Source organism: Elusimicrobiota bacterium, assembly GCA_026388095.1.
Lineage (GTDB): Bacteria > Elusimicrobiota > Elusimicrobia > UBA1565 > UBA9628 > UBA9628.
Genome location: JAPLKL010000008.1, coordinates 56,908 through 70,996, shown reverse-complemented (window position 1 = coordinate 70,996; position 14,089 = coordinate 56,908). Strand labels below are relative to the sequence as shown.

Below are 14,089 nucleotides of genomic sequence, written 5' to 3'. Positions count from 1 at the left end.
CCTCCGCGGACGTGACCAGCCTGGCCGCGCCCAGGCTATTCGACGGCATGGCCGCCTATTCCAATAACAGCCTCTTCCTGGTGGACGTGAGCACCCCCGGCGCCTGGCTGGCGGTGCGCAGATTCGACGGCACGACCTTGGCCTACAGCGGGAAATCCTCCACCTACACGATCAGCGGCCTCGGCTTCTCGGCGGCCATCAAGGCCGGGCCGGACGGCGCTCTTTATGTCGCCGGCTCGGGCATGGGCCCCGGCGGCGTGGACTACCTGGTCCTGAAATACGACACCGAACTCCACCTGGTCTCATCCGCGACCTTCCGCGGGGCCGGCCAACAACAACGACATTGGGGTCGACCTGGCGGTCCTGGACCCCGCCACCGTGGTCGTGGCCGGGGCTTCCCACAACGGCCACGACTACGACGCGGCCACGGCGCGGCTGAGCCTCAGCGCGCTCATCCCGGGGTCGCTGGCGGGCGCCGTCACCTATTCCGGCAGCCAGGGCGGAAAGGACCTGGTGGCGGTGTACTCCACCTCCACCATCACGGACGCTGTCCCGCTGCAGACCTACACCCTGCAGGGCTCGTCCGGGCCCTACTTGTTCAGCGGCCTGCCGGGCGGCACCACCTACTACCTCGGCGCATTCGTGGACGTCAACGACAACGGCAGGCGCGACGCCGGCGAGGACTGGGGCGCCTACAGCTCCACGCCCACGGCGGCTCCCGTCTTCCTGCCCTCGGGCCAGGGCCTGAGCGGCTATGATTTCGCGATCCTGAGCTCGACCGGAGGCGGGGTGCACGTGACCGGCGTGGTCTCCTATGCCACCGCCACCGTGGCCCCGCCCCACTTGGAACTCTGGGCCGACTCTTCCTTCGAGGGCCAGCCCATGAAGGTGAAGGTCCTGGCGAGCACGGGCGCCTATGACCTGCAACTGCCGGGCGGGCAGCCGCAGCCGTACTATGTCAAGGCTTGGCTCGACGCGGCGGGCACGGGAGTCTTCGACCCCTCCGACCCGTCGGGCATCTACGCCCCGCACGGCCAGGGCGCAGAGGCCGTGTTCGTCCCCTCCTCCGGCACCGTGTCGGGCATCGATTTGACCGTACAGGATCCCGGCTGGAGCGAGGGCGGGGCGGCGGGCGAGGGCTCAGCCGAGCTGCAGCCCTCCACGGCCGCGGCCGGGGCGCAGGTCTTCAGCGCCACCATCACCTACACGGCCGGGCCCAGCGGCATCCGGCCCAGCGGGCGCATCGGCTTCAGCGTGCCGCCCGGCTTCCCGCCCCCGCTGGCCCAGTACATCACCTTCAGCAGCACCGCCTCGGCCACCAGCTTCTCATCCGTCTCCACCACTCCCGTGTCCGCCTTCGTGACCGTCTTGTCCGGCAAGGTCAAGGCGGGCCAGCAGGTGGTCTTCGTCTACACCGCCGGGCCGGTGCCCTGCGTGCTTTCGACGCAGACCTTCACGGTGGTGTCCGCCTCGACCGCTTCGGCCACGATCCAGCCGCTGGTGGCCGGCTCGCCCGCCCTGCAGGCCGGCCCGGGGAGGCCGGCTTCCTTGCAGCCGTCCAACCCCTACCTCTCGCTCACCTTCGGCGTGCCCTCCGACACCCAGACCTTGGTGGCGCGCGATGTCTGCGGCAATCAGACCCCGGCCACCCAGCCCGTCACCGCCTGGCTCAGCGGCCAGAAGTTCGACGTGGCCGCCAGCACCTTCGTCCCGGACGCCTCGGTGACCCTGTCCACCGGGCCGGCTTTCGCCCCGGCGCTGGCCCTGGAGTTCGCCACCGGGCAGTCCTCGGCCGCCTTCTTCGTCCGGGCCTCGGCCGTCGGAAGCAAGAACTTCGCCTTGACCTCCAGCTTGAACGCGGCCGCGACCTCCTACTACGGCCTGACGGTCCTGCCCGGCAACGCCTTGACCGACGTCTCCGTCTCCACGTTCTCCTACGGGCGCGGGCAGACCACGGCCAACATCGCTCCCTTCAGCGGCGGCGCGGCCATGGCCTACGTCAACTTCACGCTGGGAGACCCGGCGCAGAGCTGGCATGTGCTCATCAGCTCCGTGCCCTTGACGGCCGGCGCCGCGCCCTCCGCGATCTGGGAGAGCTGGGGCAGCGGCCAGCCCAACACGGGCCAGATCGCCTGGGACGGGCGCTACAGCCCGTGGCTCAACGGCGGCGCCCGCGCGCCCACCGGGACCTACTACGGGCTCGTCGAGGTCGCGGGCGGCGGCGTGTACAACAACCAGCTGGTCATCGGGGTGAGCATGCCGCAGCTCTCGGGCCAGTTGTTCGACGGGGGAGTGACCCCCAACCGGCCGCTGGCCGGCGCCCGCGTCCAGGTCTACGGGTCCGCGGGCAATGGCTCGGCCCTGAGCGACTCCGCGGGGGGCTACCTCCTGGTGGGGCTTGCGGACGGGTCCTACAACGCGTTCCTGACCCGGGCGGACTTTCTCGACGGGTTCCTGACTTTGACCATGAGGGCCGGCCGGGCCGAGAACGTCACGGCCCTGACGTCCTCTGTGGCGGGCTCCAGCAACGCGGCGGGCGGCCTGGACATCGTCATGAACCGCGCCGCTGTCCTGCTGGTGCAGCCGTCGCTGAGCGTGAGCTACTCGACGCAGGCCGCGGACGCCTGGGGCAGCCTGCAGATCGTCTCCTCCGGCGCCGCGGCCGGAGCCGAGCAGACCTATTACTCCCCGCTGCGCGTGGCGGCCGGCACGAGCACCCTAGACGACGGCGGGCAGTGGGACGCGAGCGCGCAGAAGTTCATCGCCCACACCTCCATGAAGTTCACCTTGGCCCAGGGGACCTACGCGGTGCAGGCCTCTTTGCCGGGCTTCGTCACCTCGTCGACCGCCATCTTCATCAGCCAGGGCCTGATCACGCTGAGCACGAGCACGACGCCGGCCCTGCCGCCCCTGGCCCGCAAGAGCTCCATCTCGGGCCGGGTGCGAGTGCTGTCCAACCCGGGCGGCATGTTCGTCTCGGTCAACGCCGTGCCGCTGACGACCGCCACGGCCACCAGCGGCGGGGGCGGGGTGTATCTGTACGCGGGAGAGTCGAGCGGGACCTATCTGGTCGCCAACCTCGACGCCGGGACCTACCTCCTGCGCGCCAACGCCAACGGCCTGCCCGCCATCTCCTCGGGGCCCATCACCATCCTCGTTTCCAGCGACGTGACGCACGTGGACTTCGACGACTGGGCCAACGTGGGCTCTTCCGTCAAGGCCGCCATCACCTTCAAAGGCAGCACCGCGGGAGACAACCTGCATGTCTGGGTCAGCGCCTGGTCGCCGGGCTCGCTCGACTTCGGCGCCACCGATTTCTACATGGCCGGCGGCCCCGTCGACGAGTCCACGACCAGCACCATCAGCGGCCTCACCGCGGGCTCGACCTACCAGCTTTACGTGAGCGTCGACGGCCACAGCGGGCCCAGGCTGGAGCTGCAGGGCACGCAGCCCGCCGTGGTCGCGGCCCCGGGGACCGCCAATTTCACCTTCGCCACCACCTCCGGGACCTTGCAGGGAGCCATCCTGTTGGGCGACAAGGATTTCGACAAGGTGACCCTCGCGGGGCAGACCATCGCCTCCGCCAACCACCCCGAGGACGTGGGCCGGCAGTTCGACATCGGGGTCGCCAATACCTTGCCCAACTTCACCTGCCAGCCCAGCGGCAGCCCGTGGCCCTGCGCCGCCGGCGACATCTCTTCGAGCTTCACCGTGACCGGGATGGGCACGGAAACCGACGACCTCACCGCCTATTACAGCACCACCGGCCAGACCAAGAAGCAGCGCGTCTCCGTCGTCAACGGCTCGACGACGACATTGTCCATGGACCTCTCCCTGGTGACGTTCTCCATATCCGGGTCCATCAACAACCAGATCACCAACCCCCTGTTCAACACCAACCCCAGCCTCGTGGCCAACGCCACGAATTACGCTCCGCCGGGCTATCCCACCGACAAGTCCTCGACCACGGCCCGGGTGACCGCGGTCCTGCAAGAGATATCCCAGTTCAAGGTGGCCATCTCCACGGTGTTCAGCCCCGCGACCTCGCGCGTGGGCTTCTTGACCTCCGCCGGGACCTGGACCATCAGCAACGTCCCCTCCGGCGTCTACTACGTCAGGACCCTGGACCTGCGCGCCTGCGCGACCTGCGAGGTGCTGGTGCCCTCCATGGGCCAGATCGTCAACGTGGCGCGCGCGAGCGTCTCCAGCGTGACGCTGACCTTGAGCGACGGCCATTCGCTCAGCGGCTCGATCATGCTCGACAACGGGCTGCAGGACGCGCGCATCTTCGACGTCACCATCCGCAACCAGCGGCAGGAGGTCGTGCGCTCCACCACGGTGTACCTGGGGGACCTCAACCTCGGCATCCTGGCCAATGCGGTCGCCTACGGCTTCGCCAACCTGCCTCCGGGCACCGGCTACACCCTCAGCGCCGCCGGCACGATCTACCCCATCAAGTACGTGGGACGGCCGGTCAAGTTCGACCTGCAGTCGGACCTCGCGCTGGACCCCATCAAGATGCAGCGCGCGGCCTACCTCACGGGCCGGATGCAGGACGCCAACACCGGGGAGCTCATCAACGCCAACAACGCGACCATGCTGGCTCCCAATTTCCAGATCACGGCCGCGGCCAATCCGTGGGTGGAGGGCGGCTTCGCGCAGGCCGCCTCCTCCATGGCCGCGCGCCCGGTGCAGGCGGACGGGACCTTCGTGGTCGGGCCGCTGTTGCCCAGCGTCACCTATGACCTCCGGCTGGCCCAGCTCACCTGGGACCCGAGCTTCCTGGCCGGCGGCAGCCAGATGTACGCTCCGGTCACGCGCTCCGGCCTGACCCCCCAGCCGGGCCAGCTCATGGACGTCGGGGTGATCCAGCTCAGCCAGGGCCAGTCCCTGACGGGCGTGGTGCTCTCCACGGTCACGCGCGCGGCTCTGGGCGGGCTCAAGCTGACCGCCTCGCCCTCGTTCGGCTTCACCCAGATGAACGTGGTGACCATGACCAACGGACAGGGCGGCTATTCGCTCTGGGTCGCCACCGCGATCTCCAGCCAGTTCGACGTGACCGTGGCCCCGCGCGACGGCAACCTCGCCTCGGACGGCATGCGCTACGCGCAGGTCACGAAGCGCAACGTGATCATCTCCACCGCGCCGCTCGACTTCCAGCTCCAGCCGCTCGTGGCCGGGGTGACCGCGCAGGTGACGGTGGTCGATTCCGCCGCGGGCGGGCAGCTCTCCTATCCTTTCGGCGACCAGCGCGGCTATCCGGCCGCCGCGGTCAATCTGCAGCCCTACGGCGCGGACAACGTCAACCCGACCGTGCCGCTCAGCGACCCCCTGGGCGACATCGCGGAGTCGAGCGACGGCTCGGGCTACGTCGAGGTGGCGGGGCTCTCCACGGCCACCTACTACTCCATGAACGTGGCCAGCCTGGGCTACAAGGTGTGCAAGGCCACGGTGGTCTTGAGCAGCACCAGCCTGCGCGGCAGCATCTACGCCGAGACCTACGCCACGGACGGCAGCCGGACCTCGGACTGCGTCCAGCCCGGCAACCAGATCGTGCTCCAGCGGGGCGCGTCGCTCTCCGGCAGCATCGTGAAGTTCGACAACACCGCGCCCAACGACAGCGAGGTCGGCGGCATCGCCGCGGCCAAGTTCACCGTCGACCCGGCTACGAAGAAGTACGTGCGGGAGTACGTGGTGGGCTCGGTGGACTTCGACCCGGTGGCCAAGACCGTGAACTCCTACTCCATCTCCGGCTTCAAGCCCGGCATCGACTACGACATCATGATCCTGCCCAAGGACAAGGGCGGCAGCATCATCCAGCCGCTGGACCCGAACGGCAAGCCGGCCGTGGCGAGCTTCGCCGCGGTCGAGTCGACCGCGACCAAGAGCCTCAATCTGACCTACGTCTCCCCGGACCTGGACTGCGTGCCCGCGTCGAAGAAGTCTTTGGGCAACAACCAGTTCCAGATCAAGATCGATTGCAACAAGGGGCTGCGCAAGAAGCTCGACTCGGATGACAACCTCGACCTCATCGTCTCCGTCTCGACCTGCGACTCCAAGGGCCAGAACTTCACGGCTCCCAACGGGACCGGGCAGATGCTGGGTCAGGAGAAGAAGATGGCCTCCGACCGGCGCTCCATCACGGTCATCTATCGCGCCGTGACCAACGAGGTCAGCTTCAGCCTGCACGTCTCCGCCTACGCACAGGAGATGATCGACCCCAACACCAACTTCTGGCTGGGCCGGCTCCAGGGCCGCTCCTACGCGGACGGCCGGGTCTTCGACTTCTACACGGGCCAGGATTCCAATTCGACCTCCAAGTGCACCAACATCCAGGGCTGTTCCATAGAGCTCGAGCCCACGGGCGACGACGAGGCCAGCGGCAACTCCGAGCGCGCCAAGCTGGATCTGCCGCCCGGTTCCTTCGAGGAGTCCGACGCCAAAGGCGAGACCGAGACCGGAGTCGTGATCGCGACCCGGACCTTGGAGGTCGGCCTGGGCAAGGGCAAGAGCCAGGACCAGGCCAAGACCCTGGCCCTGCGCACCATGGGCTACGTTCCGGACGGCGTCAAGGCGCTCGCCAACCTCTCGGCCTATCCGGCCGAGATGGCCGCGGCCATCGGAGCCTACCGGGCCCTGACCTATTCCACGAGCACGGTGGGCGGCGCCAACCCCATCTCCTCCTTCTATAACATCTTCCTGCCCGCGGGCATCCGCCACCAGCTCAAGCAGAGGGCGGACCTGACCCTCTCCTACCTGACCATCTTCTCGACCAGCACGGTCAACCCGGACAACGTCAACGTCTACTTCTACAACGCGACCTTGGGACGGTTCGTCGCGGAGACCACCAACCGCCGCCTGGATCCGCTCAACCAGACCATCACCGTGAGCGTGGACCACTTCTCCGCCTTCGTGGTCCTCGACGGGGCGCCGGCGATCACCGCTGTCGGCACGGTGGAGACGCCCGAGATCCTCGCCTTCAACTTCCCCAATCCTTCCGACTGCAAGGTCCATTCCGGCATCCAGGGTGACTCGCGCTTCAATTGGGGAGCTTATCCGGGAGGACTCATCCCCGACTTCAGCGGGACCATGATCCGCTACTCCCTGCCGGTGGGCGATGCGGCACAGACGGACATCCGGATCTATGACCTCAACGGCGAACTGGTGCGCAAGATAGACCAGGGCCAGGTGGCGGGCCACGGAACCTATTACTTCCCCTGGGACTGCAAGAACAGCGGAGGCCGCGTGGTGGCCTCGGGCGTTTACATCGGTGAAGTCCAGTGGGGCAAGCAGCGCAAGTTCTTCAAGATCGCGATCATCAAGGGTAGCGGGCTATGAGGAGACTCCTGCTGACGGCGGCGGCCCTGGCGCTGGCGGCGCCGGCTCGGGCCATGAGCACCCAGGCCGGCACGGCCGGGGCGCAGTTCCTCAAGCTCGGGGCCGGGGCCCGCGCCGGCGCCATGGCCGACAACTTCGCGGCTCTCGCCGACGACGCCAACGCCGCCTATTACAACCCGGCCGGCCTGACCCAGCTCAAGAGCACCCAGCTCGCCGGGGCGCACACCGCGCTCTTCCAGGGCATCAGCTACGAGGTGGTGGACTTCGCGGTGCCCTTCGGCCGCGAGGCGGGCTACTCCCGCCATGCGGTCGCGGCCGGCGTCTACTACCTCTCCGTGGGGGACATCGAGCGGCGCACGTCGGATTCGACCGAGCCCATCGGGACCTTCAGGGCCTCGGACGGGGCCTACGGCCTTACCTACGCCCACGCCTTCGACCGCAGGCTCAGCGTGGGCTTGACCGGCAAGTACATCGCCCAGAACATCGATTCCTACAGCGCGCGCAGCTTCTGCGCCGACGCGGGCGTCCTCTATCAGATCAACCCGGACGGCGGCCGGCCCGTGAGCGTGGCGGCTGTGGTCAGGAACATGGGCCAGAGCTCCGGCGGCTACGTCGCCGGCAACAGCGACCCCATGCCCTTGGGCATGACCCTGGCCGGGGCCTGGCGGGTGTCCCCCAAGAAGTTCTCCTTGGACCTGGAAGCCTCCAAATATCGCGACACCGACGTCTTCTTCGGCCTGGGCGCGGAGTACACCCATGCCTTCAACGAAGGCATCGCGGGGGCCCTGCGCGGCGGCTACTCCTCGCTGCGCAAGGACAACGACGGCTTGAACGGCGTCGCCCTGGGCGGCGGCATCAGCTTCTACAAGGCGACCTTCGATTTCGCCTGGCAGCCCTTCGGCGTCCTGGGCGACATCTTCCGCTACTCGCTCATCGTCCGCTTCTAAAGGCGGGTGGGTCCGGTGGGATGTTCAGTCGGCCGGTTCCGTCTCGGCCTCGGGGTCCATCTTGACGAGCTCGGACTTGGCCGCGTCGCCCCAATCCTTCCGGGATTCGTCGATCACTTTGAGCTGAGCCGTCGGCTTGCGCGCTTGCGAAGCGTCGGCCGGCACGGGCTGGGCCTGCGCTGCGACCAGGCCGGCTTCCGGCTTGAGGCCGGCGAGAGGGTCTCCGGACGGGACCGCGTTCAAGGCATCCTTGAACTCTTCTGTGGGCTTGGAGTCCACATCCGGCAGCTGGAGCTCGATGGACTGCCCGCTGGCGATGCGGACCGCGGCGGTGATGCCTCCGTTGCGCTGGGTGAGCTGCCGGTGCAGGATCTGGCGCATCAAGGGGTCCTGGCTGGCCATGGCGGACTCCTTGGACGGTGAGGAAGGCACCGGAGCGGACATCCCGGGCTCGCCCAGGGCCGGAGCGGCCGGCGCCGCCATCAGGAGCACCATCAGGACTGTCTGCTTCATGGCTGCCTCTGCTAAGAGGATAGCCTCTCAGGCGGCGCGGGGTCAGTGCCTTTGGGCCTTCAGGCGTCTAGGACCAAGGTCCTAGACGCCTGAAGGCGACGGGGAGGACCGGGGGCGCGGGCCGGGGCGGCCGCTACTTCGGGCAGTTGCTCTGGCCGAAGAAGTTGGTGCTGCACTTGGGCTTCGCGTCTTTGGGCAGGTTGGAGGATTGGCCGTCGAAGGCGGTGCGGCCCGAGGCGCCGTCGCGGCCCGAGGCGCTGTCGCCCAGGACCTGCCGGGCGATCGGGTTGAGGACATCGGAGCCGACCCTTTCCAGAGCGCGCAGGTTGGTGGGGGTGTTGTTGCTGGCCAGGTAGAAGCTCATGTGGTCGTTCAGGAAGGGGGAGGATTTGACGATCGTATCCGTGAGACCGCTCATCCCTGAGTTCGGGTTCCCGGAGAAGCCTCCCCGCAGATAGTTCAGGCCCGGATTGTCCTGCGCGGCGCCGGACCCGGCCAAGTCGCCGCCGGGCCCCATGGTGCCGTCGCTGGGATTGGAGGAGTCCGAAGGATTGGAGGGCCCACCGCCCCCCAGCGGTCCGCCCTGCGAGACGACCAGCCCGCCCGCATCCTTCTTCTGCCCAGGCGGCTGCGATGGCGTTTTCTGCGAGGTGCTCCGAGCCGGCCCCGGCCCGCTGGGAGGGGGATTGGAGTGCATGTCTTCCGACAGGATCGAGACCTGATTCGGATTCTCCAGGAAACGCGCCGCTTGCAGCTGGCCGGTGGCATCGCCTACCTCCGGCGCCTTCTGCGGGTCGGCGGACTTGGCGGCCGTGGCCTGCGCCGCCGCCAGCGTCCCCTGGATGTCCTTCATGCAGTCCGGCGACCCCATGCAGTAGTCCAGGTCGACGCCGGAGCTGCTGGAGCCGCCCGGGCAGTCGCTCAGGCATTGCAGCCAGTTCTGATTGTTGAGGAACGAGTAATTGTTGCCCTTGGAGTCTTTGTACTTGGCCAGGAAATCGGAGGCCTTCTTCTGGCAGTCCTTGTAGTCCTTATCGCCCTCCTTGCACTTTGTGTTGATGAACACCCAGTTGTCCGGCAAAGTGTAAGTGACCGTGCCTATCGTGACCGAGCGCTGCTCGAATTGGGAGGAGCTCGCGGCGGGATCGGCGAAAGCGGCCGGAACCGCGATGCCCGCTCCCAGCAGAAGGGCCAACCCTGCCGTTTGAGCTGTTCGTGGAAGCATTTTTTACACCCTGCTCATTAAGTATAGCGCCCTGCCGGGTCCTGTCAAGGGGCCGGTCCGGCCTTTACCGGTTTTTAGGAAACCGGAGGCGGCGTCCGTCCTGGCGCCGTCATCCCAGTATAGCAGCCTCCGGCCCTTTTGCCATAGGCCGAAGGTCCCGGGTGTCAATGGGCCCAAAGGCCCACTCGCGGCCTGCCGCCGGCCGGCCTAGAAAATCATTGCCTTGTATCCTCCCATATGCTACCATCGCCCGCACGATATGGTGAGGTTCGGAACGGGCGGCTGGAGGGCGCAACTCTGCGACGAGTTCACCTTCCTCAACGTCCGGAAGGTCGCGCACACCATCTCCGCCGCCGTCAAGGAGAACCCCGATTACGGCGTGACCTCGCCGGACTATCAGTCCTGGCTCGGCGAAGGCAAGCGCAGCCCGGTGCCGGTGATCGTGCTCGGCTACGACAGCCGCTTCCTTTCCGAGGATTTCGCCCACGAGGTGGCCGCGGTCTTCGCGCTGGATGGGATCAAGACCGTCCTCTCCGCATCCGACGCGCCCACGCCGGCGGTCGCCGCCGCCGTGCTGGCGCGCAAGGCGATCGGCGGCCTCATGATCACGGCCTCGCAGAGCCCCGCCCAGCTCAACGGCGTCAAGTGGATGCCCTTTTGGGGCGGGGGCGCGACGCCGGCGGTGACCGAGGACATCGAGCGGCGCATAGAACTGCTCGGGGCGCACGCCATCAAGACCATGTCTTTGGACCGGTCCCTGCGCGAGTCCTGGATCGAGACCACGGACCTGCGGCCCGGCTATTTCAAGCAACTCTCCTCCCTTCTGGACGTCAAGGCGATCCGCAGGGCCAGGCTCAAGGTCGCGGTCGACGCCATGCACGGCTCCGCCCGCAACTACATGCGGCCCTTCTTGGAGGGGCTGGGGGTGGAGGTGATCGGCCTCCACGAGCAGCGCGACGTGCTCTTTGGCGGCCGCGCGCCGGAGCCCGCGCCGGAGTCCTTGGCCGAGCTGGCGCAGGTCGTGGCCAAGAAGAAGCTCAGCCTCGGCCTGGCCTGCGACGGCGACGGGGACCGCTTCGGCGTCTTCGACGCCGGCGGGCACTGGATCCCGGCCAACGAGGTGCTGGCCCTGGCCCTGGAGCACCTGGTGGCCAATCGGGGCATGAAGGGCAAGGTGGCGCGCACCGTCATGACCTCCCACTTCGTCGACGCCGTGGCCAAGTCGCACGGCCTCGACGCGCGCGAGACCCCGGTGGGCTTCAAATTCATCGGCGACCTGCTGCGCACCGGGCAATTCATCCTGGGCGGCGAGGAAGCCGGGGGGCTCACCATCCGCGGGCATGTGCCGGACAAGGACGGACTGCTGGCCTGCCTGCTGATGCTCGAGCTCGCCGCCTGCGAGCGCAAGCCGCTGAGCGTGGTGCGGGACCGCCTGTTCAAGCGCGTCGGCACTTTCTACAACACCCGCGAGGATTTTTTCATGTCCCGGCCGCGGGAGATCCAGGAACTCGAAGAGCGCCTGCGCGTGCGGCCGCCGCTGGACCTGGCTGGCGGCTCCGTGTGGCGCATCGACCAATCCGACGGCTTCAAGTTCATCCTGCGCGACGGCAGCTGGCTGGGCCTGCGCTCGTCGGGCACGGAGCCGGTGTTCCGCCTCTACGCCGAGGCCCATGACCCTAAGAGGCTCGCCGCGCTCGTCGAGTCGGGCAAGAGACTGCTGCAAGGGAGATTTTAAAATGGCCAAGATCGAATCCATCCGGGCGTTGGAGATCCTCGATTCGCGGGGCTTCCCCACCGTCGAAGCCGAGGTCCGGCTCGATGACGGGACCACGGCCAGCGCCGCCGTGCCCAGCGGCGCCTCCACCGGCGAGCACGAGGCCGTGGAGCTGCGCGACGGGGACAAGTCCCGGTTCGGCGGCAAGGGAGTGCTCAAGGCGGTCTCGCACGTGGACGGTCCCTTGGCCAAGCTCCTCAAGGGCAAAGACCCCCGCGAGCAGGCGGCTTTGGACCAGGCCATGATCGCGGCGGACGGGACCTCCAACAAGGGCAAGCTGGGCGCCAACGCCCTGCTCTCGCTTTCCATGGCGGTCTGCCGGGCCGCGGCGGCCTCGGCCAAGCTGCCCCTCTACGTCTACCTGCGCAAGGCTTACGGCCTGCCCGTAGATGAGTGGCTGCTGCCCACGCCCATGCTCAACGTGATCAACGGCGGCAAGCACGCTGACTCGGGCCTCGACGTGCAGGAGTTCATGCTCGTGCCCGTGGGCACGGCCTCCTTCCACGACGGCTTGCGCGCCGGCGCCGAGATCTATCAGGTGCTCAAGAAGACCTTGGCCGGCATGAAGATGACCGTGGCCGTGGGCGACGAGGGGGGCTTCGCGCCCCAGCTCAAGGACCACGCCAGCGCGCTCGACGTGCTGACCGACTCCATCGCCAAGGCCGGTTATAAGGACAAGGTCCGGCTGGGCTTGGATTCCGCGGCCAGCGAGTTCTACAAGGACGGCGCCTATGTGTTCGAGAAGAAGCCGCGCACCGCGGCCGAGATGACGGACGTCTACGGCGGCTGGCAGAAGAAGTACGGCATCATCTCCTACGAGGATCCCCTGGCCGAGGATGACTGGGCCGGCTGGAAGGGCATGACCGACAAGCTGGGCGCGGGCGTGACCATCATCGGCGACGACATCTTCGTGACCAACCCCGAGCGCCTCAAGCGCGGCATCCAGGAGAAGACCGCCAACTCCGTCCTCATCAAACTCAACCAGATCGGCACCGTGACCGAGACCGTGGAAACGGTCCTGACTGCCCATAAGGCGGGCTTCTCCACCGTCATCTCCCACCGCTCCGGGGAGACCGAGGACGCCTTCATCGCGGACTTCGCCGTGGCCGTCAACGCCGGCGCGCTCAAGACCGGGGCTCCCTGCCGCTCCGAGCGCCTGTGCAAGTACAACCAGCTGCTGCGCATCGAGCGCGAGTTGGGCGGCAAGGCGCGCTACGCGGGCATGACGTGCTTCAAAGCCGCGGCCGGCGCGGCCCGGTAGCCTTTCTGAAATTCCGCGCCGAAGGCGCGGAATCCGGCCGTCCCCCTATGAGGGGGACGGCCGTTCCGTCAGGGTGGCCGTGCCGTCGTGAGCGAATGTCAAATGTCAAGACCTGACCCCTCCGTCTGGCTGCGCGAGCACTGGGTGAAGGTCCTAGGCACGGTCGGACTGCTCGCCGTCTTCTTCGGCAACCAGGGCTTCCGGAGCCTGGTGCGCAATTGGCTGGAGCTGCGCAGCCTGTCCCGCGAGATCGCGAGCCTGGAAGGTGAGAACACGCGCACCGCCCTGCGGCTCAAGGAGCTGCGCGAGAACCCTTCCGCGCTGGAGCGCGAGGCGCGCAAGGTCGGGTTCACCAAGGCCGGCGAGATCGAATACCGCTTCGAGCCGCCGAAGAAATGAGGACCTCGGCCTACGTCAGGCAGGTGCCGGTCGGGCCCATGCAGAACTTCGCGTATCTGGCGGGCGGGGGCGCCGGCCCGGACTGCGCGGTCATCGACCCGGGCTGGGACGCCCGGTCTCTCCTGGAGGCCGCCCGCCAAGACGGCCGCGCCATCCGAGCCGTGGTGCTCACCCACGGCCATTTCGACCACGCCGGTGGGGTCAAGGACCTGCTGGAGCAGGCGCCGGTCCCGGTCTTCGCGCACCAAGGCGACGCCGCGGCGCTGCGCGCGGCCTTCCCGGGCCTGCGCGCCCTGGAGGACGGCGACACGGTCGACGCGGGCGGCCTGGAGTTGCGCTGCCTGCACACCCCCGGCCACACCCCCGGCTCCCAGTGCCTGCTGGCGGCGGGCCAGCTCTTCACCGGCGACACCCTCTTCATCGACTGCTGCGGCCGCACCGACCTGCCCGGCTCGGACCCGGAGGCCATGCACCGGAGCCTGCGGCGCCTGGCCGTCCTGCCCGCGGCGACCGTGGTCTGGCCCGGCCACGATTACGGCCCTTGTCCGAGCGCGCCGCTGAGCGCGGTACTCGGGATGAACCCCTATCTCGCGGCCGAGACTTTGCAGGACTTCCTCCGGCTGGGGGCCTAG

Annotated in this window: 8 protein-coding genes; 6 read left to right on the top strand and 2 right to left on the bottom strand. The window is 68.1% G+C overall.

Annotated elements, in window-relative coordinates; all coding sequences use genetic code 11:
• Positions 1–384: 384 nt before the first annotated feature.
• Both NTY77_02385 and NTY77_02380 read left to right on the top strand, forming a co-directional pair.
• The gene (locus NTY77_02385) at positions 385–7,338 is read left to right on the top strand and encodes a hypothetical protein (GenBank protein ID MCX5794330.1); all 6,954 of its coding nucleotides are present in this window, start codon (positions 385–387) and stop codon (positions 7,336–7,338) included.
• Positions 7,335–8,285 (top strand): PorV/PorQ family protein, encoded by a 951-nt coding sequence (locus tag NTY77_02380; protein ID MCX5794329.1) that lies wholly within the window; start codon positions 7,335–7,337, stop codon positions 8,283–8,285. Before NTY77_02385 ends, NTY77_02380 begins: the two co-directional genes overlap by 4 nt.
• A 24-nt stretch (positions 8,286–8,309) precedes the next feature.
• On the opposite strand, the gene NTY77_02375 is transcribed toward NTY77_02380, so the two are convergent.
• Together NTY77_02375 and NTY77_02370 are read right to left on the bottom strand one after the other, a co-directional pair.
• Positions 8,310–8,798, bottom strand: coding sequence for a hypothetical protein (locus NTY77_02375; GenBank protein MCX5794328.1), 489 nt, complete (start codon positions 8,796–8,798; stop codon positions 8,310–8,312).
• 133 nt (positions 8,799–8,931) lie between these two features.
• Complete coding sequence (locus tag NTY77_02370; GenBank protein ID MCX5794327.1) at positions 8,932–10,023, bottom strand: hypothetical protein; 1,092 nt, start codon at positions 10,021–10,023, stop codon at positions 8,932–8,934.
• A 262-nt stretch (positions 10,024–10,285) separates the two neighbouring features.
• Between NTY77_02370 and NTY77_02365 the strand changes: the two genes are divergently transcribed.
• The 4 genes from NTY77_02365 to NTY77_02350 all read left to right on the top strand — a co-directional run bounded on the left by NTY77_02365 (position 10,286) and on the right by NTY77_02350 (position 14,089).
• Positions 10,286–11,758 carry a phosphoglucomutase/phosphomannomutase family protein gene (locus tag NTY77_02365; GenBank protein ID MCX5794326.1) on the top strand — a complete coding sequence of 491 codons (1,473 nt, stop codon included), beginning with the start codon at positions 10,286–10,288 and terminating at the stop codon, positions 11,756–11,758.
• A gap of 1 nt (position 11,759) precedes the next feature.
• Positions 11,760–13,058 (top strand): phosphopyruvate hydratase, encoded by a 1,299-nt coding sequence (gene eno, locus NTY77_02360; protein MCX5794325.1) that lies wholly within the window; start codon positions 11,760–11,762, stop codon positions 13,056–13,058.
• Positions 13,059–13,160: 102 nt separating this feature from the next.
• Positions 13,161–13,457, top strand: coding sequence for a septum formation initiator family protein (locus tag NTY77_02355; GenBank protein ID MCX5794324.1), 297 nt, complete (start codon positions 13,161–13,163; stop codon positions 13,455–13,457).
• Positions 13,454–14,089 carry an MBL fold metallo-hydrolase gene (locus tag NTY77_02350; protein ID MCX5794323.1) on the top strand — a complete coding sequence of 212 codons (636 nt, stop codon included), beginning with the start codon at positions 13,454–13,456 and terminating at the stop codon, positions 14,087–14,089. The genes NTY77_02355 and NTY77_02350 overlap by 4 nt, the downstream gene beginning before the upstream one ends.

Bases quoted from the DNA above. Each gene is read 5' to 3' on its own strand.
- eno (MCX5794325.1), top strand. From the start codon at position 11,760: ATGGCCAAGATCGAATCCATCCGGGCGTTGGAGATCCTCGATTCGCGG.
- NTY77_02355 (MCX5794324.1), top strand. From the start codon at position 13,161: ATGTCAAGACCTGACCCCTCCGTCTGGCTGCGCGAGCACTGGGTGAAG.
- NTY77_02375 (MCX5794328.1), bottom strand. From the start codon at position 8,798: ATGAAGCAGACAGTCCTGATGGTGCTCCTGATGGCGGCGCCGGCCGCT.
- NTY77_02350 (MCX5794323.1), top strand. From the start codon at position 13,454: ATGAGGACCTCGGCCTACGTCAGGCAGGTGCCGGTCGGGCCCATGCAG.
- NTY77_02370 (MCX5794327.1), bottom strand. From the start codon at position 10,023: ATGCTTCCACGAACAGCTCAAACGGCAGGGTTGGCCCTTCTGCTGGGA.
- NTY77_02380 (MCX5794329.1), top strand. From the start codon at position 7,335: ATGAGGAGACTCCTGCTGACGGCGGCGGCCCTGGCGCTGGCGGCGCCG.